The sequence below is a fragment of the Bordetella flabilis genome, assembly GCF_001676725.1.
In the GTDB taxonomy this organism is placed as follows: domain Bacteria; phylum Pseudomonadota; class Gammaproteobacteria; order Burkholderiales; family Burkholderiaceae_B; genus Bordetella_C; species Bordetella_C flabilis.
Genome location: NZ_CP016172.1, coordinates 5,762,460 through 5,784,175, shown reverse-complemented (window position 1 = coordinate 5,784,175; position 21,716 = coordinate 5,762,460). Strand labels below are relative to the sequence as shown.

Here is a 21,716-nt window from a genome sequence, read left to right as displayed (position 1 = left end):
ATCCGTATCACCCCGGGCCGTGGTTGACGGCCCATGCAACCTCGAGTCGGAGTGCTCATGCCTTACTCGTACACCGAAAAAAAGCGCATCCGCAAAAGCTTCGCGAAGCGTGAGGACGTACAGAACGTCCCCTTCCTGCTGGCGACGCAGCTTCAATCCTACCTAACTTTTCTGCAGGCGGATACGCCTGCGTCGCAGCGAGCCAACGATGGTCTGCAAGCGGCGTTCACGTCGATCTTCCCCATCGTCAGCCACAACGGAATGGCGCGTCTCGAATTCGTCAGCTATGTGCTGGGCGAGCCGGTGTTCGATGTCAAGGAATGTCAGCAGCGCGGCCTGACCTATGCGTCGCCTCTGCGTGCCAAGGTGCGCCTGGTCCTGCTCGATCGCGAAGTCAGCAAGCCGACCGTCAAGGAAGTGAAGGAGCAGGAAGTCTACATGGGCGAAATTCCGCTCATGACGGGCACGGGCTCCTTCGTCATCAATGGCACCGAGCGCGTCATCGTATCGCAGTTGCACCGTTCGCCGGGCGTATTCTTCGAACATGATCGCGGCAAGACGCACAGCTCCGGAAAACTGTTGTTTTCCGCGCGCGTGATTCCTTACCGCGGCTCCTGGCTGGATTTCGAATTCGATCCGAAGGACGTGCTGTTCTTCCGCGTCGACCGTCGCCGCAAGATGCCGGTCACCATTCTGCTCAAGGCCATCGGCATGACGCCGGAATCGATCCTGGCCGAGTTCTTCGACTTCGATCGATTCGAGCTCAAGAGCGAAGGCGCGATGATGGAATTCATCCCCGAGCGCTGGAAGGGTGAAATGGCCCGTTTCGACATCACCGACCGCTCCGGCAAGGTGATCGTCGAGAAGGACAAGCGCATCAACGCGAAGCACCTGCGCGACCTGGCCGCGGGCGGCATCGAGCGCATCTCCGTGCCCGAGGAGTTCCTGTACGGCCGCGTGCTGTCCAAGAACATCGTCGACGCCGACACCGGCGAAGTCGTCGCGCACGCGAACGATGAAATTACCGAAAGCGTGCTGAGCGCGCTGCGGGCCGCCAACGTCAGCGAATTCCATACGCTGTACACCAACGACCTGGACCGTGGTCCGTACATTTCGCAGACCCTGCGCACCGACGAAACCGCCGACCAGATGGCCGCGCGCGTGGCGATCTATCGCATGATGCGTCCTGGCGAGCCGCCGACCGAGGAAGCGGTCGAAGCCCTGTTCCAGCGCCTGTTCTACAGCGAGGAAACGTACGACCTGTCGCGCGTCGGCCGCATGAAGGTCAACAGCCGCCTGGGCCGGGGTGATGACATCACCGGTCCCATGACGCTGACCAATGACGACATCCTGGCCACCATCAAGGTGCTGGTCGAGCTGCGTAACGGTCGCGGCCAGATCGACGATATCGACCACCTGGGCAATCGCCGCGTGCGCTGCGTGGGCGAACTGGCCGAAAACCAGTTCCGCGCCGGCCTGGTGCGCGTCGAACGCGCCGTCAAGGAACGTCTGGGCCAGGCCGAGACGGAAAACCTGATGCCGCACGACCTGATCAACTCCAAGCCGATTTCCGCGGCGATCAAGGAGTTCTTCGGTTCCAGCCAGCTGTCGCAGTTCATGGACCAGACCAACCCGCTGTCCGAGATCACGCACAAGCGCCGCGTCTCGGCACTGGGACCGGGCGGCCTGACGCGCGAACGCGCGGGCTTCGAAGTGCGCGACGTGCATCCCACGCACTACGGTCGCGTGTGCCCGATCGAAACGCCGGAAGGTCCGAACATCGGTCTGATCAACTCCATGGCGCTGTACGCGCGCCTGAACGAGTACGGCTTCCTGGAGACGCCCTATCGCAAGGTGATCGACGGCAAGGTCAGCGACCAGATCGACTACCTGTCGGCTATCGAGGAAAGCCACTACGTCATCGCGCAGGCGAACGCGGCGCTGGACGAGGAAGGCCGTTTCGTCGACGACCTGGTGGCCTGCCGCGAAGCGGGCGAAACCATGCTGACCTCGCCCAGCAACGTGCACTACATGGACGTTGCTCCGTCGCAGATCGTGTCGGTCGCTGCCTCGCTGATTCCGTTCCTGGAGCACGATGACGCCAACCGCGCGCTGATGGGCGCCAACATGCAGCGCCAGGCCGTGCCTTGCCTGCGTCCCGAAAAGCCGCTGGTGGGCACGGGTATCGAACGCACCGTTGCGGTCGACTCGGGCACCACCGTGCAGGCGCTGCGCGGCGGCGTGGTGGACCACGTCGATGCGGACCGCATCGTGATCCGCGTCAACGACGACGAGAACGTCGCCGGCGAAGTGGGCGTGGACATCTACAACCTGATCAAGTACACGCGTTCGAACCAGAACACGAACATCAACCAGCGTCCCATCGTCCGTCGCGGCGACCAGGTCGCCAAGGGCGATGTGCTGGCCGACGGCGCGTCGACGGACCTGGGCGAACTCGCCCTGGGCCAGAACATGCTGATCGCGTTCATGCCCTGGAACGGCTACAACTTCGAAGACTCGATCCTGATCTCCGAGCGCGTCGTGGCCGATGACCGCTATACCTCCATCCACATCGAGGAACTCACGGTCGTCGCCCGCGATACCAAGCTGGGACCGGAGGAAATCACGCGCGACATCAGCAACCTGGCCGAGACGCAGCTGAACCGCCTGGACGATTCCGGCATTACGTATATCGGCGCCGAAGTCGGCCCCGATGACGTGCTGGTCGGCAAGGTCACGCCGAAGGGCGAGACCCAGCTGACGCCTGAAGAAAAGCTGCTGCGCGCGATCTTCGGCGAGAAGGCGTCGGACGTGAAGGACACCTCGCTGCGCGTGCCCTCGGGCATGACCGGCACGGTGATCGACGTCCAGGTCTTCACCCGTGAAGGCATCGTGCGCGACAAGCGCGCCCAGTCCATCATCGACGATGAACTGCGCCGCTATCGCCAGGACCTGAACGACCAGCTGCGCATCGTCGAGAACGACCAGTTCGATCGTATCGAAAAGATGCTGATCAACAAGCCGGTCAACGGCGGTCCGCGCAAGCTGGCCAAGGGCGCGACCATCACCAAGGCCTATCTGGCCGACCTGGATCGCTGGCAGTGGTTCGACATCCGCCTGGCCGATGAACAGCACGCCCTCGTGCTGGAACAGGCCAAGGAGTCGCTCGAACAGAAGCGCCACCAGTTCGACCTGGCCTTCGAGGAAAAGCGCAAGAAGCTGACGCAGGGCGACGAACTGCCGCCGGGCGTGCTGAAGATGATCAAGGTGTACCTGGCCGTCAAGCGTCGCCTGCAGCCTGGCGACAAGATGGCCGGTCGTCACGGCAACAAGGGCGTGGTGTCGCGCATCACGCCGGTGGAAGACATGCCGCACATGGCCGACGGTACGCCGGTGGACATTGTGCTGAACCCGCTGGGCGTGCCTTCCCGGATGAACGTCGGGCAGGTGCTCGAAGTCCACCTGGGCTGGGCTGCCAAGGGCGTGGGCCAGCGCATCGGCGACATGTTGCGCGATGAGCGCACCGCCCAGGCCAAGTCGCTGCGCAACTATCTGGAAAAGGTCTACAACACGACCGGGACCGGCGCACGCGTGGCTGACCTGACCGATGAGGAAGTCATCGAGATGGCGCGCAACCTCAAGGAAGGCGTGCCCTTCGCGACCCCGGTGTTCGACGGCGCGACGGAAGACGAAATCGGCAAGATGCTGGAGCTGGCCTATCCCGACGATGTCGCCAAGCGCATGCAGCTTACCGATTCGCGCACGCAGGCGTGGCTGTTCGACGGCCGTACCGGCGAGAAATTCGAGCGCCCGGTCACCGTCGGCTACATGCACTACCTGAAGCTGCACCACCTGGTCGACGACAAGATGCACGCCCGTTCGACCGGCCCGTACTCGCTCGTTACCCAGCAACCGCTGGGCGGCAAGGCGCAGTTCGGCGGCCAGCGTTTCGGGGAAATGGAAGTGTGGGCACTCGAAGCCTATGGCGCTTCCTACACCCTGCAGGAGATGTTGACGGTCAAGTCCGACGACATCACCGGCCGGACCAAGGTTTACGAGAACATCGTCAAGGGCGACCACGTCATCGATGCCGGCATGCCGGAGTCCTTCAACGTGCTGGTCAAGGAGATCCGTTCGTTGGCCCTGGACATGGATTTGGAGCGTAACTAATGAAAGCGCTACTCGACCTCTTCAAGCAAGTCTCGCAAGACGAGCAGTTCGATGCCATCAAGATCGGCATCGCCTCGCCCGAGAAAATCCGTTCGTGGTCTTACGGCGAAGTCCGCAAGCCCGAAACCATCAACTACCGCACCTTCAAGCCGGAGCGCGATGGCCTGTTCTGCTCGAAGATCTTCGGGCCGATCAAGGACTACGAGTGCCTGTGCGGCAAGTACAAGCGCCTGAAGCATCGCGGCGTCATCTGCGAAAAGTGCGGCGTTGAAGTCACGGTCGCCAAGGTGCGCCGCGAGCGCATGGGCCATATCGAACTGGCCAGCCCCGTCGCGCACATCTGGTTCCTGAAGAGCCTGCCGTCCCGCCTGGGCATGGTGCTCGACATGACGCTGCGCGACATCGAGCGCGTGCTGTACTTCGAAGCCTGGTGCGTCATCGAACCTGGCATGACGCCGCTCAAGCGCGGCCAGATCATGTCGGACGACGACTTCCTGGCCAAGACCGAGGAATACGGTGACGACTTCCGCGCCCTGATGGGTGCGGAAGCCGTGCGCGAGCTGCTGCGCACCATCGACATCGACCGCGAAGTGGAAACGCTGCGTGGCGAATTGAAGGCCACCGGTTCGGAAGCCAAGATCAAGAAGATCTCCAAGCGCCTGAAGGTGCTGGAAGGCTTCCAGAAGTCCGGCATCAAGCCGGAATGGATGGTCATGGAAGTGCTGCCCGTGCTGCCGCCGGACCTGCGTCCGCTGGTGCCGCTGGACGGCGGCCGCTTCGCGACCTCCGACCTGAACGACCTGTACCGCCGCGTCATCAACCGGAACAACCGCCTCAAGCGCCTGCTCGAACTGAAGGCGCCGGAAATCATCCTGCGCAACGAAAAGCGCATGTTGCAGGAAGCCGTCGACTCGCTGCTGGACAACGGCCGCCGCGGCAAGGCCATGACGGGCGCCAACAAGCGCCAGCTCAAGTCCCTGGCAGACATGATCAAGGGCAAGAGCGGCCGCTTCCGCCAGAACCTGCTGGGCAAGCGCGTCGACTATTCCGGCCGTTCGGTCATCGTGGTGGGTCCTCAGCTCAAGCTGCACCAGTGCGGCCTGCCCAAGCTGATGGCGCTGGAACTGTTCAAGCCGTTCATCTTCAATCGACTGGAGATGATGGGCCTGGCCACGACCATCAAGGCCGCGAAGAAGCTCGTCGAAAGCCAGGAACCCGTCGTGTGGGACATCCTGGAAGAAGTGATCCGCGAACACCCGGTCATGCTGAACCGCGCGCCGACGCTGCACCGCCTGGGCATCCAGGCCTTCGAACCGGTGCTGATCGAAGGCAAGGCGATCCAGCTGCATCCGCTCGTCTGCGCGGCGTTCAACGCCGACTTCGACGGTGACCAGATGGCCGTCCACGTTCCGCTGTCGCTGGAAGCGCAGTTGGAAGCCCGCACGCTGATGCTGGCTTCGAACAACGTGCTGTTCCCCGCCAACGGCGAACCGTCGATCGTGCCGTCCCAGGACATCGTGCTGGGTCTGTACTACACGACTCGCGAACGCATCAACGGACGCGGCGAAGGCATCTTCTTCACCGATGTCGCCGAAGTGCAGCGCGCCTACGACAACGGCGAAGTCGAACTGCAAAGCCGCATTACCGTGCGCCTGAAGGAGTTCGAGAAAGACGAGCAAGGCGAATGGCAGCCGGTCGTGCGTCGCTACGAGACCACGGTGGGCCGCGCCCTGCTGTCCGAGATCCTGCCCAAGGGCCTGCCCTTCACCGTCCTGAACAAGGCGCTGAAGAAGAAGGAAATCTCGCGCCTGATCAACCAGTCGTTCCGTCGCTGCGGCCTGCGCGATACGGTGATTTTTGCCGACAAGCTGATGCAGTCGGGCTTCCGCCTCGCTACGCGCGGCGGCATCTCGATCGCCATGGACGACATGCTGATTCCGTCGGCCAAGGAAGGCATCCTGGCCGAAGCCAGCAAGGAAGTGAAGGAGATCGACAAGCAGTATTCGTCGGGTCTGGTCACGTCGCAGGAGCGCTACAACAACGTCGTGGACATCTGGGGCAAGGCTGGCGACAAGGTCGGCAAGGCCATGATGGAACAGCTCGCGACCGAGCCGGTCACCAACCGGCACGGCGAGGAAGTGCGCCAGGAGTCCTTCAACTCCATCTACATGATGGCCGACTCGGGCGCCCGTGGTTCCGCCGCCCAGATCCGCCAGCTGGCGGGCATGCGTGGCCTGATGGCCAAGCCGGATGGCTCCATCATCGAAACGCCCATCACGGCGAACTTCCGCGAAGGCCTGAACGTACTGCAGTACTTCATCTCGACGCACGGTGCGCGCAAGGGCCTGGCCGATACCGCGCTGAAGACCGCGAACTCCGGCTACCTGACGCGTCGCCTGGTCGATGTGACGCAGGACCTGGTCATCATCGAAAACGACTGCGGCACTTCGCAGGGCTACTCGATGAAGGCCCTGGTGGAAGGCGGCGAAGTCATCGAACCGTTGCGCGACCGTATCCTCGGTCGTGTGGCGGCGGTGGACATCGTCAATCCGGACACCCAGGAAACCGCGATCGACGCCGGCACGCTGCTGGACGAAGACCTGGTCGACATGATCGACCGCATCGGCGTGGACGAGGTCAAGGTGCGTACGCCGCTGACCTGCGAAACGCGTCATGGCCTGTGCGCGCACTGCTACGGTCGCGACCTGGGCCGCGGCTACATGGTCAACGTGGGCGAAGCCGTCGGCGTCATCGCGGCCCAGTCCATCGGGGAACCGGGCACGCAGCTCACGATGCGGACCTTCCACATCGGTGGTGCGGCCTCGCGTTCGGCGCTGGCCAGCGCGGTGGAAACCAAGTCCAACGGTACGGTCGGTTTCGCCAGCACCATGCGCTACGTCACCAACGCCAAGGGCGAACGAGTGGCGATCTCGCGTTCGGGTGAAATCGCGATCTACGACGACAACGGACGCGAGCGCGAACGTCACAAGATCCCGTACGGCGCGACCGTGCTGGTCGGCGATGGCGAAGGCGTCAAGGCCGGCGCCCGCCTGGCGACCTGGGACCCGCTGACCCGTCCGATCGTTTCCGAGTACGCCGGCCAGGTGCGCTTCGAAAACATCGAGGAAGGCGTTACCGTCGCCAAGCAGGTGGACGAAGTCACCGGCCTGTCGACGCTGGTCGTGATCACGCCCAAGACGCGCGGCGGCAAGATCGTCATGCGTCCGCAGATCAAGCTCATCAACGAGACCGGCGAGGAAGTGAAGATCGCCGGCACCGACCACTCGGTGAACATCTCGTTCCCGGTGGGTGCGCTGATCACGGTGCGTGACGGCCAGCAGGTGGCGGTCGGCGAAGTGCTGGCCCGTATCCCGCAGGAATCGCAGAAGACCCGCGACATCACGGGCGGTCTGCCGCGCGTGGCCGAGCTCTTCGAAGCCCGTTCGCCCAAGGACGCCGGCATGCTGGCCGACGTCACGGGTACGGTCTCGTTCGGCAAGGACACCAAGGGCAAGCAGCGTCTGGTCATCACCGACCTGGAAGGCGTCAGCCACGAATTCCTGATTCCTAAGGAAAAGCAGGTGCTGGTGCACGACGGCCAGGTGGTGAACAAGGGCGAGATGATCGTGGACGGCCCGGCCGACCCGCACGACATCCTGCGCTTGCAGGGCATCGAGAAGCTGGCGACCTATATCGTCGACGAGGTCCAGGACGTCTATCGCCTGCAGGGCGTGAAGATCAACGACAAGCATATCGAGGTGATCGTCCGCCAGATGCTGCGTCGCGTGAACATCGTCGATGCCGGTGATGCGGAGTTCATCCCGGGTGAACAGGTCGAGCGTTCGGAGCTGCTGAACGAAAACGATCGCGTGGTTGACGAAGGCAAGCGTCCGGCCATCTACGACAACGTGCTTCTCGGTATCACCAAGGCTTCGCTGTCGACAGACTCGTTCATCTCGGCTGCTTCGTTCCAGGAAACCACGCGGGTCCTCACCGAAGCCGCCATCATGGGCAAGCGGGACGACCTGCGCGGGCTGAAGGAAAACGTCATCGTTGGCCGACTGATCCCGGCGGGTACCGGCCTGGCCTATCACCTTGCCCGCAAGGACAAGGAAGCGCTGGAAGCGGCCGAACGCGAAGCCGCGCGCCAGCTGGCCAATCCTTTCGAGGAGCCGGCTGTCACGATAGGTTCGGACCACGAAGGCGAAAGCGCGCCGGAGGCCAGCGAAGGACCGATCGCCGAGTAAGGCACCCCCTGACCGGACACGACTGCAATGCGGTCGTGTCCCGGTACCGACCCACCTGTGTGGGCTGCATTCAAACCCGGACATACGTCCGTGCTTGGGTCGGCCGCCAGGTGGGTTTTTTTATCGCTGGTGCCGGAACGCGCCTTTCAGGGTGCGGGTATCCGGCGCGATGCGCGCGGTATAGGTAAGGGAAACCGGTTGGTCGGCGAAACCGGGGTCCAGCTGCGTGGTCACCGACACGTCGAAATCGCCGTTCGCGTGTGGCGTGATGTTCAAGGACATGCGTTTCAGCGTCTGCATGCCGAACCTTGCCGTGTAATGGGATGCCAGCGCGGGGTCCGGAGGTGGCGACTGCGGCACGGACTCGGTACGCCGCCGGGCGAGCAGCCGGGCCAGGATGCGCGCCGCCTGCATGCTGATGCCTTCCATCGCGGGGAAGCCGGGGCCGGCTTGCGGCCGGGGCATGGGTACGCCGCGGGCACGGCTGCGGCGCACCGAATCGATGGCCTGCTGTACCTGCCTGCGTCGAGCGCTGGTCAATGCTGGCAGGTGCGCTTCGAAGGCGTCGAGCTGCGCGGGGTCCAGCACGCCGGTGTACGGGCGCACGTCCACACTGCCGTCTCCGGCAAGGGCTTTGGCAAACAGCACGGCCACTTGGCCGGAAAGGGCCGCGCTGCCGGACACGGACTGTCCCTGCATGGCCGTCGCTCCCTGCAGCAGCTCCTTCAGCACCGCCTGCACGACCAGCGCCGGAGGGCGAGCGGTTTCCAGGCCGTCCTTGAAGGCCAGTCGCGCCCGGACCACCAGACGTGACCGCATGCACGCGTCGACGGCGTCCTTGAGGGCACGCGCACAGGCCTGGGCGCCGCCATCCGGCGCCGAGATCGCGACACTGGTATGGCCGCCGGAATGCGGAGGAAGGGCTGGCCATGTCCGGACGGAGGGCCCCGCCAGCGCCGCCGCGATGGCGGCAAGTTCTTCGTTTGCCAGCCTGCCGATCAGGCCGCCGAGAAAGCGCGCGGGATGTTCGCCGTGCCGTTCGCGCCGGCTGACCGCAGTGGCCAGCGCGCGCAGCGCCGGATCCAGTTCTGTTCTGGACGGAGTGCTATGCAAGAGCAATGCGATTACCGCGCGGAACGGTCGTTCGCGTATCGCGATCTCCTGCTCGATGGCGTCCCGTGCGTACGCGACGATGGCGTCGCCGTGCGGGTCCGGTACCGCGGCCTGAGGCAGGCGCTGCCGCAGCGCCAGCAGGTCGGTGAAGCTGAATGCCTCCAAGGGTGGCCGGTATGCCACCGCATCGGCATTCGGGTGCAGCGTGGCCAGGCGCCCGCCGGCAGCGCCGTATGCTTGCTCGGCCTGCAGCAGGCTGGCCAGCGCGGCGATCGCGCGGGGGCCGTACACGTGGTCCGGCTCCAGCATGGTCTTCAGGAACCGCTCGTAGCCATCGTCCAGGCAACGTCGCGCCTGCCGCAAGGGCGCGCCGGCGCGAGGCAGGGCGGGTTGCATCGCCGCCCGGAACAGGCGCTTTACACCTCCCATGACGCTGCCTTTGAGCCGACTCCCGGCCGAGGCGGGCGGCCTGATCGGGGACTCGGCCGTTGTCGTGAACCGTTTGCTGCCCACCTTGCCGATGGCCGGGGACGGCGGGACTGAGGGGTTTGTCATGGTCGGGTTACCGTACCGTCGCGTTGCCGGCACCCGAAGATGGCGGGTGGCGGTAGGGGTCGCCGAGGATGCCGGCGACCAGCGCGGGATTGCTGCGAGGTAGGCCCGAGTCTATGCAGGCGGGTCGATGTCGTCTGTCGGCGTCCTTCCCATACGGTGGGCGGCCCGCGCGGGTGTCCGCGTGGGAATATTCCTCGTCGCTGGCTGGACAGGCGCGCCGGCGCACCTGCTTGTGCTCAAAGGTCGGCGGTGCGCGGGATGATCACCGCCTGGCCGTGCAGCATGCCGCTATCGTCGCGCAACTGCCACAAGGTGGCCTGCTCGATCATGAAGCGTTTGCCCGACTTGGTAATGCGCACGCCGCGATAACCCTCTTCGTAGCCAATGCGTTGCACGCGCTCCAGGAAGCGCTGCCGTTCCTCGCGGTTGGGCGCCTCGGCCGACAGCCGGGACGGCAGGCGTGTGATCTCGTCCCAGGAATATTCGAAGCGGCGCTGCGCGGCCTTGTTGCCGTAGATGAAGCGCGGATCGGCATCGGTGTTGTGCGCGAGCACGGCAAAGGGGGCTTCCTCGTACAGCCAGTGGCTGGCAGCCTCGGCGGGCAGAGGTTCAGCGACCAGCGGACGGCCCAGAAGGCGAGCATAGCTGCCGGCCAGCAGCTGAAAAAAAGCCGGATCTGCGTACAACGGTAAATCCACGTCCAGGTCCTTCCATGAAGCGGGCGCGCCGGTCAACGTCCTTGGGCGGCCTTGGCCCGCTGGAAGGCAGGGCCCCACAGCGGATGCCCGATCTCCGCCGGCGCGAGTTCGAATTTCGGGTCGACCTGAAGAATGCGCGCGAAGTCTTCTTCGCACAAGACCCGGTAGCCGGCCACGCAATAGCTGAAAGCCTGCAGTTTCCAGGCCTCGACGCGAACCTGTGCAGGCGCTTCGGCCAGCGCGTCGGATGTCGCCACGCCGCGGATCACATCGCCGTACTTGCCGGCCAGGTAGGCCTGCCGGACCTGGGCCAAGGCATCCAGGGCGGCTTGGCTGGGCGGGCCGGACGGGGTGGCGGCCGGCGGCGTCGTGCAAGCGGCCAGGACGGCGGCCAGGGAGAGCGCGGCGAGGCGGAATGGAACGGTCATGTCGTAGATCCCAGTGAAGTGCGCCACGGCGGCCGTGGGTGTGTAAAACGCGACATATTGTGTCTTGCCCCTTGGGCGCAGACAAGGCGTGATTCGATGCTCTATTGTCGCCCCCTGGCGTTGCAGGGTAGAGACGCAGCGCCTGGCCTCGCAATGTATAAATTTTGTATCTCCTATAAGGGTTACACCCGGTGGCGAGCTCGGAGTGCGCGGGGATATAAAACGGATTGTTTTATTAATGTACTTTTGACATGAAAATCGCCCTCATTGGATGTGGAGAGGTAGGCCAGTGCTACGCGGCGGCCTGGCGCAAGGCGGGGCATGCGATCTACGCCATCTGTGAAATCCGCCAGGACCCTGACATGCAGGCCCTCGCCCGCGGCTTTGGCGCCGCCTTGCATGCGGCGCCGGGCGCCTGGCTGGCCGACGCCGATATCGTCGTCTCGGCTGTCTACGGCCATGCCGCACGCGGGGTGGCGGAACAGGCGCTGCCTTACCTGCGCGCGGACGCGCTGTACGCGGACTTCACCACCGCGGGCGCGGCCGACATGCGTGCGGCCGCGACCGTCGCGGCCGGCGACGGCATACCTTTCGCCGACGTGGCGATCATGGGCGCCATTGCGCTATTGGGCGATCGCACACCGCTGCTGTGCGCGGGAACGGGCGCCGAAGCCGCCGCCGCCTTCGCACGCGACAGCGGCGCCCCGGCGCGTGCCATTGCCGGCCAGGCCGGCGACGCGGTGCGCCTGAAGCTGCTGCGCAGCATCATGACCAAGGGCATGGAAAGCCTGACCGTCGAATGCCTGGTGGCCGCCGAAAGCATGGGCCTGCGTGATGCGCTGTACGAGGTGCTGGCCGATATCGATCGCACGCCCCTGACGACGTTCATGGACTCGTTCCTGCGCTCGCACGTCCTGCACGCGCCGCGCCGCCTGGCCGAGGTGCGCGAGGCGCGCGAGCAACTGATCGACGCGGGCCTGCAGCCCCTGGTCCTCGACGGCGTGGAACGCCTGTTCGCCCGTACGACGCATGGCATCGAAGCCGCTCATGCAGCCGGCGCGCGGCTCGACCTCCCGGACACCGTTCCCGCGCGGCTGGAATGGCTGGCGACGCTGGCCAGCGGAAAATCTGGGCGGGCATCCGCGTAGGGCTGCCCTGGAGCTGCGATGATCCCGACTTCAGGTTCCGGCGGGGCTGGCCAGTCCGGGTCCATGCACTGGATGTCGAAGCGTCCCAACCAAGTACAGAAACAAGTACAGAAACGCACAGTGAGGAAGACAATGCGCGCATTCAAACGGATGGCCGCCACCGCGGCGCTGCTGGCCTGCACGGCGACCGCCGGCGCGGCCGACCTCGGGAGCGGCCCCATCACTTTCATCTCGCCGTTCCCGCCTGGCGGCGGTACGGACACATTGACGCGCATGGTCGGTACAGCCATCGGCCAGGACACTGGCTGGAATATCGTCGTGGAAAACAAGCCTGGCGCCGGCGGCAACCTGGCGCTGGACGCGACGGCGCGCGCGAGGCCGGATGGCCACACGCTGGTCATGGCGCAGACCGACAACATCGTCCTCAATCCCTGGCTGTACAACAAGCTGCCCTACGACACCTTCAAGGACTTCAAGCCCGTCGGTCTTGTCGCATCCTCGCCCAGCGTGTTCGTCGTGCTGCCTGACTCGCCGTACAAGACCGTGGATGATGTGGTCCAGGCGGCCAAGGCGAAACCCGGGCGTGTGTCGCTGGGCATTCCGGGCATCGGCGGCAGCGGCGATCTCATCGGCTATCTGTGGCGCAAGGCGGCGGGCATCGAGCTTATGCATGTCCCGTATCGTGGCTGGGCGCAGGCTTTCCCCGACCTGATGAGCCACCGCATCGATCTCTACACCGGCTCGGTCGCATCCCTGTTGCCGCAGATCCGCGGCGGCAAGGTTCGCGCCCTGGCCGTTGTGGCCGAAGAGCGCTCGCCCGCGTTGCCTGACGTACCGACCTTCGCGGAGAGCGGTTTCAAGTCCATCACGCAAACCATCTGGTGGGGCCTGATGGCGCCGGGCCAGACCCCTGACGATATCGTCGCTCAACTGAACACCGCCCTGAACCGCACGCTGGACAAGCCCGAGGTCACGCAGAAGCTGCAGGATGCCGGCTATAGCGTAATGAAGGGGACGCCGCAGGATCTGGCCAGGCGCTATCGCGCCGACTACGAAACCTTCGGCAAGGTGGTGCAGGAAGCGGGCATTCCCAAGCAGTAAGGCGTGGACAGGCGCATGCGGATTGCCCGGCCCGGCTATTGCGGCGAGGCATGCGGCCGTAGATGGAGCGCCGGGCCCGTCAGGTCATCGGCGCGTCACTATCGGCGGGAGCGCCCGGGTGCGCCGGCGTATTGCGCTGTCTGCGGAAAAGCAGGTGCGTGGCGGTCAGGTGCAAGCGCATCGCGGCTTCCGCGCAGGCCGGGTCGCTGGCCCGCAGGGCCGCGATGATCTGCCGGTGATGCTCCACGCTGCGTAGCATGTCCTCGCGCGTGTAGAAATAGAACGAGCCGATGGTGATCGGCATATCGAGCAGGTTGTCCACCAGCGCGCGCACGCGCGCCGACTGCGCGGCCTCGATCAGCGCATGGTGGAAACGATTGTTGTAGTACTGAATCCGGGCCACGCGGTCGTCGCCGGCGGACTCGGCCAACGGGCCCGACTCGTCCAAGCCGCCCGGCTGCTGCGGGTCATACGACTCGACTGCCTCGAGCATTCCCTGGTTCAGGTCTTCCAGGGCATCGATCTGCGCGGGCGTCGCCTGCACGGCGGCCACGCGTGCGGCGTAAGGCTCCAATAGCAAGCGCAGCTCGAAGGCCTCGTTGATGTCGCGATCCGACCATCCAAGCACAACCGTGCCGCGCCGGCCGTCGCGCTTGACCAGGCCCTCTGCGGCGAGACGTCCGATGGCATTGCGCACGGGCGTACGGCTGACCGCCAGTTCGCTGGCGATGTGCTCCTCGCGCAGGCGCTGACCGGGCAGGAAGGCGCCTGACATGAGGCGGCGGCGGAGTTCCCCGTACACCAGATCGCGGGCGCTGGGCATGGTCGTCGGCTCGTGAACGCGTCGTGAAGTGGCCGACTATACCGGAACGCACGGCCCAGGCTCCCAGAGGTAAAAAATGATAAGGATTGTTAATGAAACACCGCTGACATTCCCGGCTCCTAGCATCACCGGTCCAAAGCCATCCATGGCTTGAACCAGGACCGGGGTCGCCGCGCATGGCGGTGCGGTCCGTTGGGAGTCGGAATGGATCGTACCGTTATTGCCCATACGCCCCTTCCCGGGGACACGCTGCGTTTTCGTTCCATGGCCGGAACGGAAGCGTTGTCGGAGTTGTTCGAGTTCGAGGTGACGCTGTTGGCCGACACCTATGCGCTCGATATGAGGCAGCTCCTGGGCAAGCCGCTGACGCTGGAAATCGCCGCCGTCGCCGGCCCGCGTTATCTGAACGGCCAGATCGCCCGCTGCACCCTGGTGGGCCGCGAGAGTGCGACCTCGCGCGACTACATCTACCGTGCCACCGTGCGGCCCTGGCTTTGGTACCTGACACAGACGTCGGACAGCAAGATATTCCAGAACAAAAGCGTCCCCGACGTGCTCAAGGAGGTATTGCGCGACTACGCCTTCCCGGTGGAATGGCGCTTGTCCGGCACGTACCGGCGCTGGGAATATTGCGTGCAGTACCAGGAAACCGACTTCGCCTTCATCAGCCGGCTGATGGAACACGAGGGCATCTATTACTGGTTTCGCCATGAGCAGGGCCGGCACACCCTGGTGCTGACCGACGACATCATGCAGCACGACGCCTGCCCCGGATGCGAAGCGCTCCCCTACTACGGGCCGGACCGCGTCACGGTGCCACGCGAGGAATATGTCAGCGCGTGGGAGCCCGCGCAGCAGATCACCCCGAGCGGCTTTGCAACCAGCGACTTCGACTTCAAGCGGCCGGCGGCCAGCCTGGACGCCAGGCGGATGAATCCCGGCGCCTACGACGACGGCAAGCTTGAGATGTATGAATGGCTGGGCGGCTATTCCGATCCGGACCAGGGCGAGCACTACACCCGTGTCCGGCTGGAGGATCTGCAGTGCCGCCAGGAGCAGGTGGCAGGCCGCTGCAATGCGCGGGCCATCGCCCCGGGTTATCGCCTGCAACTGCGCAACCATCCCCGCGCGAGCGAGAACCGCGACTACCTGATCGTCGCGGCGCGCTACCACATACGCGAAGCGGGCTATGCCACGGGCGTGTCCGAACCGCTGGTGTTCGACGTCGCATTCACTGCCTTGCCGTCCAGCGTGCAGTTCCGCGCGCCGCGTACTACGCCACCCGCCTACACGCACGGTCCGCAGACCGCCACGGTCGTCGGTAAGGAAGGCCAGCAGATCTGGGTGGACCAGTATGGGCGTATCAAGGTCCAGTTCCATTGGGACCGGTACGGCCAGAAGAACGAAAACAGCTCATGCTGGGTGCGTGTGTCCAGCCCCTGGGCAAGCGGCGGCTTCGGCGGCCTGCAACTGCCGCGCCGCGGCGACGAAGTGGTGGTGGACTTCATTGGCGGCCATCCCGACCGGCCCATCGTCATCGGCCGGGTGTTCAACGGCGCCAACATGCCACCCTGGGATTTGCCGGCCAACGCCACGCAAAGTGGCTTTCTGTCGCGTTCGCAGGATGGCACGCCCGTCACCGCCAATGCCTTCGTATTCGAAGACAAGCCGGGCCAGGAAGAGATCTGGGTGCATGCGGAGCGCAATATGCGCACCGAGGTCGAGGCCGACGAACAGCGTACGGTCGAAGGCAGCCGCGCGACGACCATCGGTGTCGACGACACGACCCTGATCGGCGGCGCGCGCGTGACCCATGTGCAGGGTACCGACCTGCTGACGGTCGGCAAGACCCGCGAGGTCACCGTAACCAACGACGAGACCTATACCGTCAACGGTGCCCGCATCCTGCATGTGTCGGGCGGTATGACCACCGAGAAGTTCGACCAGGGCCTGGATACCACCATCGCGGCCGGCGGCGAGCGCCGCAACGTGACGGGCGCCTTCATCGAAACGCTGAACGACGGCGAAGAGGTGCAGGTGACGTCCGGAGACGCGTTGCACCAGGTGCAGACCGGATCACTGACGGAGAAGGCGCAAGGCCAGGTCCACGTCGAATCCGTGGGGGCGGGCATGGACCTGAAGGCGCAGGGCCAGGTCACGATGGCGTCGACGGCCGCCGGCATGGATGCGACGGCGGCCAACCAGATCACGATGACTTCGTCCAGCGCCGGTATCGACATCACCGCGCCGCAGCCCATCACCATTACCAGCGACACGGACGTGGTGCTCAATGGCAAGCAGGTCAAGGACCTGTCGACGAAAAGCTGGCTCAAGGCCACGCCGTTCGGCCTGAACCTGACCGTGGCGCAGGCCACGATGGGACTGGCCAACGCCGCGATCTGGCGCTCCAACCTGGGGGTGACCATCTCCAAGGTCGACCTGACCACCGTCAAGATGGACATCTTCGCGACCGCAACCAAGATGGGCGCGGTCGAGTACCGCAACACAGGCCTCACGACCGAAACCGCGGGCGCCAAAAGCCTGCTCACCGGCCTGTTCACCATCATCTGACCGTACGGCAGGACCGACACGGGAGGCGCGACAACAATGGGCATCATGGAACGCTGGGGATTGCCTGACTGGGCGGGGTGGTCGATCGCGGTCGCGATCGTGATCGCGGCGGAAGCCGCCCTGGCCATATATTCGGTATGGCGGCACAACGACCGCAAGGCCCAGGCGGCGCGCGCGCAGCATGCCATCCAACGCAATGGAATGCCCGCCACCGCGCGTATCCTGCAGTCGCTCGATACCGGCGCGCGGCTCGGGGCGGAGCAATACTTCATCTGGAAGCTGCGGCTGTCCGTGCACCCGATGGCGGCCACGCCGTTCGAAACGGAAATCAGCGTGCCGCTATCGCCGACGCGTTTCGGTGACTTCTCCGAAGGCCGCGACATCCGGGTCCGCATGGACGTGCGAACGCGCGAAGTGGTCGTGGACCAGCACACGGAATGATGCGCGCAGGCGGTCGTCCAATGGTCCGGCGTTTGTCGTCGCAGTGCCGGAAACGGCAGGCGATGGTGGCGCGGACAGCACAACCCCGGATTGGGGTCGAACTACTTCAGGCGGTTGCATGCGTGTCGTAAAACCCGCCAGGCTCAGCCTGCTGATGCGGCCGTATCGCTGGCAAGGCGTCGATATGCTGGGTACCGCCGTGCTCGCCATGGCAACACTGGACGCGCAGCCTGTACTTTTGACCGAGCAGGCGCTGTGGCAGCTCGCGGCCGAAGAGGCTGGCGGTCTGCTGGACCTCGGTATCCCGAAGCCGTGCCCGGAGTTCCTGGTCAGCGGCCAGGGCTATACCGCCCATCAGGCCGACAAGACCGCTTGCGCGGTGCGCGCGCACGTCGGGGGCCTGGAGAAATCGCTGCTGGTATTCGGCGATCGGTACTGGCTGGACGGGCATGCCACGGCGCCGGCCCCTTTCGATGCGATGCGCGTGGATTGGCGGCACGCACGCGGCGGTCCGCAATGCGCCGAAAATCCGCTGGGCATCGGCAGCGCGCCACGGCGGATCAACGGCATGGATGTCGTGCCCTTGCCCAACGTGGAGTCGCCGAGGCAGCGCATATCCAGGCCGGATGCCAATACGCCGCCGGCCGGCTTCGACGCCATTCCTCCGGACTGGCCGCAACGCATGGCGCGCATGGGGTCCGCCTACGGGCAGGCCTGGCTGGAGCAGTCTTTTCCGGGATTCCCGGCGGATATGGACCTCCGCTTCTTCAATGCGGCGCCCGAGGACCAGTGGTGGAGCGAACGGCGGGAGGTCCCCGCGCGGGCCGCTTACGAAATCCATAACATGCATCCGCATCGTGCCGTGCAGCACGGGCATCTTCCGGACTGGCGCGCACGCTGTTTCGCCAGCCGCCATTCCGGCGGTGCGCTGGAGGAGATCGACCTGCGGCTGACCACCGTGTGGTTCTTTCCGCATCGCGATCGCGTCGCGATGATCTGGCATGGCGCGCTGCGCATCCAGGAAGACGATGCGGCCGATATCGCGCATCTGATGCCGGCGATCGAACTCTCCGGAGAACATCGCGACAAGGGGCACTACGACAACGTATTGCGCCGCCGTGTGCATACGCGTGAGGGCGCCTTGCATGCGTTGCGGGAGTCGGATCTCGTCGCGGCAGCACTTTACGAACGGGCGCCGGATGCCGCGCTGCCGGATGTCATGGCGCGGCCCGCCGCGAGCAACATGCTTGCGGGCGCGGCACGCCGGCGCGACGCGCATCGGGCGACGCTGGCTGCGGAGGGCCTGGACCCGGACCTGTATCTGCCCGCGTTGCAAGCCGACGAGGGTCCACCGCCTGTCCAGGACCTGGCCGCGCGACTGGAATGGCTGGAGCGCGAGCGCGCGCAGGGTGAGGCGCTGCTGGCGCGCGGCCGCGCCGAATTGCTGGCCGATGCGGATATGCGCGCCTTCGCGGTGCGCGCGGACATCGATCTGGATGCGGTCGCGCAGGCCAGGCAGGGCGCAACCCCCAGCGGCTTCGACGTGCGTACGCTCAGGCGCCAGCTGCGTGACTACGATGCCCACGCCGCCATGATGACGGCGCCCGCAGGCGGATCTGCGGGTGATCCCAGGACGCCGGCACGCCCGGGATTGCATGACCGGTTCAGTGCGTCGCTCGACCGCATGTACCTGCTGTCTGCGCACACCAACGATCGGCCGTCCGGGCTTGCGCCGCATCGCGCGCAGCGCACGCGCCGCCGCGTCGCCGCGCGCTATCAGCGCGACCGCGACTTCAGCGGCGCAAGCCTGGTCGGCGCGGACCTGTCGGGCATGGATCTGCGCGGCAGTTGTTTTCGCGGGGCGTCGCTGGAAGGCGCGACGCTGGATGGCGCGTGCCTGGATGACTGTGACTTCACGCAAGCCGTACTGGCACGCGCGTCGATGAAGCGCGGGTCCCTCGCGCGTGCGCGCCTCGTGCAGTCCAGCCTCGCCCAGGCCAGGCTCGAAGGCGTCGAGATGGCTGGCGCGGCGCTGCAAGAAACGCAATTGGAAGGCGCGCATTTTCTTGCATGTTCATTCGCCGGCGCCGCACTGCGGCGACCGCGCATGAATGAAAGCCGCTTCGAGGCGTGCGATTTCCAGGCGACGTCGTGGGCCGACGTGCTGGCGGTTCGCGCCACGTTTCATGACAGCGGTTTCGAGGATGCCGTTTTCGATGGCTGCGGCTGGATGGAATGCGCCTTCGCATCGCTGGCGCTGCGTCGTGCGCGGCTGACGCGCTGCGCCTTCATCAATACGCGCTGCGCCGGAATGGATTTTTCGCATGCGCGGCTGGAGGCCTCCTCTTTTTCCAGCGGCACGGCGCTCGAAGCGGTGGTGTTCGAAGGGGCCGAGTTGCGGCACTGTGGCATGCGCGGGGTGAAGCTGGACGGCGGCCGCTTCTCCCACGCACGGCTGTACGGCAGCGATTTTTCCGAATGCACGTTCGTCGATGCGCGTCTGGACCATATCGAGGCCGCCGAAAGCCTGTTCACGCGCGCCGATTTCAACGGCGCGTCGCTGCGCGGCGCCAACCTCGTCAACGCCATTCTGACGAAGGCGGTTTTCACGCGTGCCGACCTGGGCGAGGCCAACCTGTTCCGCGCCGATCTCGGCCAGGCCCTTCTGGACGATACGACGGCGATGCACGGAGCCTATACCGCCGGCGCCAAGCTATGGCCGCGACGGCGCGCGCCTGTCCCGGACGCAACGCAATGACCTGGAGCACATCATGTTCGCGAACTGCCAATTGATGGGTGTCGACCTGGCCTTTCCCGACGTCTGCAAGACGCCGCCGGCAGCCATGGCGCCCCTTCCATACCCCAACATCGCCGTGGGGCCGACGGCCATTCCAAACGCCTGGAACATTCTGTTCATGGCCGCACCCGCGCATAACATGGCCACGCTTACGCCCATTACCAACGGCGACACGCCAGGGGCGGGCGGCGGGCTGCTGTCGCAGACTTTCATGAGCCAGTCACGCCACCTCACCGGCGCGTTCACTGTCTTGATCCGTGGCACACCAGCGACGCGCTTGACCAGCCTGACGCTGCAGAATCGCGTCAACGCCCTGGGCATGCGTATCGTGCCGAGCCAATTCAAAGTATTGATGCTGGCGCCCTGATCGAGCACGGCAGCCAGCAACCGTGTAGGCGTGCCGTTGTGGCATACGGCAAGGGCGCTGCGCCGGACGTGCCGGCGCGGAGTTCAGCGGCGTATTTTCGGCGGCGGCAACGGGTTGCCATACTCCGGCGTGTCGTCGCGCATGGGCGCATCCCGCCAGGCAGGACTGTCGGAGCGGAGCGCGTCCGCAATGGCGCCGGTGCGTCGGCTCGCCAGTGGGTCTTCGGCGGGCAGCATGGCGGGAGTCGGGTCGGACAGAGGCTGATGCGTCGCTTCACCGGTATGCGGGAACAGCGCCAAGGGGTCGCGTGGCAATCCATCGCCGTGCCAGTCCGCCACGGGCAGCTGTGTCAGCGGATCGTCGGGATTACGCACCGCCGCGCTTTCCATGTCAAAGGGATGCATGGTCAGGTCGGAGACACTGGCCACCGGCAATGTGCCGGGGCCGATCAGGTCGCCGAACACATCGGACGTGGAACATGCCGCGCCATCGCCCGTCGCTTCGTCGTGGGCCTGCAGAACGTAATTGCCGATCGTCACCTTGTCGCCATGGCGCAAGCGGGCGTCGTCGCGGCGGCGCAGGGGCTGGCCGTTGACGGTCACCGCTGCCATCTCGCTGAGGTTCGCCAGGTGCCAGCCGTTATCGTCCTGCCTGACCACCGCTTGTACGCGGCACAGCGGCGGCTGCGTATCGGGCAGGATCATCCGGTTGTGCTGGCCACGGCCTATGGTGCCGCCAGGGGCTTGGAAGGTGGCTTCCAATGGGTGGGTCGGCTGGTTGTCGGTGCGACCGATCAAGGCGAGCTTCATGGCGTCGGGCCTCCGCAGCAGAGTGGCAGGACTTGGGCAAAGCGTGATGCCTGGCGCCCGCGACCCGGCCGGCAGGACGGAATGGACGCCGCCGACGATGATAGTGAAGGAGATCCACGCATGGGCGTCGTGCTGCGTCTAATCGTTGCAAAACATAACTGAATCGCTCATCCTGCGGTGGCCGCGGGGCCCGTCTGAGGGCTTCCGTCCCTCGGCGCCCATGCGGGAACGCATGATGTCATTGGGCGACAGCGGATGTAAAAAGTACGCCGGAGCGTGTCAGCACGTTCACTTCATGCTTCAATTCATTTCATACGAAAATTTTGGCAGCCGGGGCCCGATACGGCCGAAGCGCCTGATATGCGCGCCGGCACGCCATGCCAGATCGTTGCGTGCTGCGCCGAAGCGCACACCGGCGGGAGATGCAGTGAATGGGATTCGGAGTCAA

13 protein-coding genes are annotated in these 21,716 nt (G+C 65.3%); 8 read left to right on the top strand and 5 right to left on the bottom strand.

What is annotated here, in order from left to right; translation table 11 throughout:
• Positions 1-57: 57 nt before the first annotated feature.
• Positions 58-4,170 (top strand): DNA-directed RNA polymerase subunit beta, encoded by a 4,113-nt coding sequence (gene rpoB, locus BAU07_RS25795; RefSeq protein ID WP_066664249.1) that lies wholly within the window; start codon positions 58-60, stop codon positions 4,168-4,170.
• Positions 4,170-8,417: a DNA-directed RNA polymerase subunit beta' gene (rpoC, locus tag BAU07_RS25790; RefSeq protein WP_066664247.1), complete on the top strand. Its 4,248-nt coding sequence runs from the start codon at positions 4,170-4,172 to the stop codon at positions 8,415-8,417. Before rpoB ends, rpoC begins: the two co-directional genes overlap by 1 nt.
• 120 nt (positions 8,418-8,537) lie before the next feature.
• Here rpoC and BAU07_RS25785 read toward each other — a convergent pair whose 3' ends face one another.
• The 3 genes from BAU07_RS25785 to BAU07_RS25770 all read right to left on the bottom strand — a co-directional run bounded on the left by BAU07_RS25785 (position 8,538) and on the right by BAU07_RS25770 (position 11,211).
• Positions 8,538-10,085, bottom strand: coding sequence for a hypothetical protein (locus BAU07_RS25785; protein WP_157122454.1), 1,548 nt, complete (start codon positions 10,083-10,085; stop codon positions 8,538-8,540).
• Positions 10,086-10,321: 236 nt separating this feature from the next.
• Entirely contained in the window at positions 10,322-10,783 is a 462-nt protein-coding gene (locus BAU07_RS25775) for an MEKHLA domain-containing protein (protein WP_066665746.1), read from the bottom strand.
• 32 nt (positions 10,784-10,815) lie between these two features.
• The gene (locus tag BAU07_RS25770; protein ID WP_066664240.1) at positions 10,816-11,211 is read right to left on the bottom strand and encodes a TssQ family T6SS-associated lipoprotein; all 396 of its coding nucleotides are present in this window, start codon (positions 11,209-11,211) and stop codon (positions 10,816-10,818) included.
• Positions 11,212-11,462: 251 nt separating this feature from the next.
• Between BAU07_RS25770 and BAU07_RS25765 the strand changes: the two genes are divergently transcribed.
• The gene (locus BAU07_RS25765; RefSeq protein ID WP_066664237.1) at positions 11,463-12,359 is read left to right on the top strand and encodes an NAD(P)-dependent oxidoreductase; all 897 of its coding nucleotides are present in this window, start codon (positions 11,463-11,465) and stop codon (positions 12,357-12,359) included.
• A gap of 132 nt (positions 12,360-12,491) precedes the next feature.
• Positions 12,492-13,460 (top strand): Bug family tripartite tricarboxylate transporter substrate binding protein, encoded by a 969-nt coding sequence (locus BAU07_RS25760; RefSeq protein ID WP_066664234.1) that lies wholly within the window; start codon positions 12,492-12,494, stop codon positions 13,458-13,460.
• 79 nt (positions 13,461-13,539) lie between these two features.
• Here BAU07_RS25760 and BAU07_RS25755 read toward each other — a convergent pair whose 3' ends face one another.
• Positions 13,540-14,283 carry a GntR family transcriptional regulator gene (locus tag BAU07_RS25755; RefSeq protein WP_066664232.1) on the bottom strand — a complete coding sequence of 248 codons (744 nt, stop codon included), beginning with the start codon at positions 14,281-14,283 and terminating at the stop codon, positions 13,540-13,542.
• 204 nt (positions 14,284-14,487) lie between these two features.
• Here BAU07_RS25755 and BAU07_RS25750 point away from each other — a divergent pair, with 204 nt between their 5' ends.
• The 4 genes from BAU07_RS25750 (at position 14,488) to BAU07_RS25735 (ending at position 20,459) form a co-directional block, all read left to right on the top strand.
• Positions 14,488-16,854, top strand: coding sequence for a type VI secretion system Vgr family protein (locus BAU07_RS25750; RefSeq protein ID WP_066664229.1), 2,367 nt, complete (start codon positions 14,488-14,490; stop codon positions 16,852-16,854).
• A gap of 36 nt (positions 16,855-16,890) precedes the next feature.
• Entirely contained in the window at positions 16,891-17,295 is a 405-nt protein-coding gene (locus BAU07_RS27430; protein WP_066664219.1) for a hypothetical protein, read from the top strand.
• A gap of 118 nt (positions 17,296-17,413) precedes the next feature.
• Positions 17,414-20,053, top strand: coding sequence for a DUF2169 family type VI secretion system accessory protein (locus BAU07_RS25740; protein WP_066664217.1), 2,640 nt, complete (start codon positions 17,414-17,416; stop codon positions 20,051-20,053).
• A gap of 13 nt (positions 20,054-20,066) precedes the next feature.
• Positions 20,067-20,459, top strand: coding sequence for a DUF4150 domain-containing protein (locus tag BAU07_RS25735; protein ID WP_066664215.1), 393 nt, complete (start codon positions 20,067-20,069; stop codon positions 20,457-20,459).
• Between the two features lie 83 nt (positions 20,460-20,542).
• Here the strand turns inward: BAU07_RS25735 and BAU07_RS25730 are convergent, their stop codons facing one another.
• Positions 20,543-21,268 (bottom strand): FHA domain-containing protein, encoded by a 726-nt coding sequence (locus tag BAU07_RS25730; protein WP_066664214.1) that lies wholly within the window; start codon positions 21,266-21,268, stop codon positions 20,543-20,545.
• Positions 21,269-21,716 lie beyond the last annotated feature (448 nt).

Excerpts from the sequence above, each read along its gene's own strand:
- rpoB (WP_066664249.1), top strand. The coding sequence starts at position 58 with ATGCCTTACTCGTACACCGAAAAAAAGCGCATCCGCAAAAGCTTCGCG.
- rpoC (WP_066664247.1), top strand. The coding sequence starts at position 4,170 with ATGAAAGCGCTACTCGACCTCTTCAAGCAAGTCTCGCAAGACGAGCAG.
- BAU07_RS25785 (WP_157122454.1), bottom strand. The coding sequence starts at position 10,085 with ATGACAAACCCCTCAGTCCCGCCGTCCCCGGCCATCGGCAAGGTGGGC.
- BAU07_RS25770 (WP_066664240.1), bottom strand. The coding sequence starts at position 11,211 with ATGACCGTTCCATTCCGCCTCGCCGCGCTCTCCCTGGCCGCCGTCCTG.
- BAU07_RS25765 (WP_066664237.1), top strand. The coding sequence starts at position 11,463 with ATGAAAATCGCCCTCATTGGATGTGGAGAGGTAGGCCAGTGCTACGCG.
- BAU07_RS25760 (WP_066664234.1), top strand. The coding sequence starts at position 12,492 with ATGCGCGCATTCAAACGGATGGCCGCCACCGCGGCGCTGCTGGCCTGC.
- BAU07_RS25755 (WP_066664232.1), bottom strand. The coding sequence starts at position 14,283 with ATGCCCAGCGCCCGCGATCTGGTGTACGGGGAACTCCGCCGCCGCCTC.
- BAU07_RS25750 (WP_066664229.1), top strand. The coding sequence starts at position 14,488 with ATGGATCGTACCGTTATTGCCCATACGCCCCTTCCCGGGGACACGCTG.
- BAU07_RS27430 (WP_066664219.1), top strand. The coding sequence starts at position 16,891 with ATGGGCATCATGGAACGCTGGGGATTGCCTGACTGGGCGGGGTGGTCG.
- BAU07_RS25740 (WP_066664217.1), top strand. The coding sequence starts at position 17,414 with ATGCGTGTCGTAAAACCCGCCAGGCTCAGCCTGCTGATGCGGCCGTAT.
- BAU07_RS25735 (WP_066664215.1), top strand. The coding sequence starts at position 20,067 with ATGTTCGCGAACTGCCAATTGATGGGTGTCGACCTGGCCTTTCCCGAC.
- BAU07_RS25730 (WP_066664214.1), bottom strand. The coding sequence starts at position 21,268 with ATGAAGCTCGCCTTGATCGGTCGCACCGACAACCAGCCGACCCACCCA.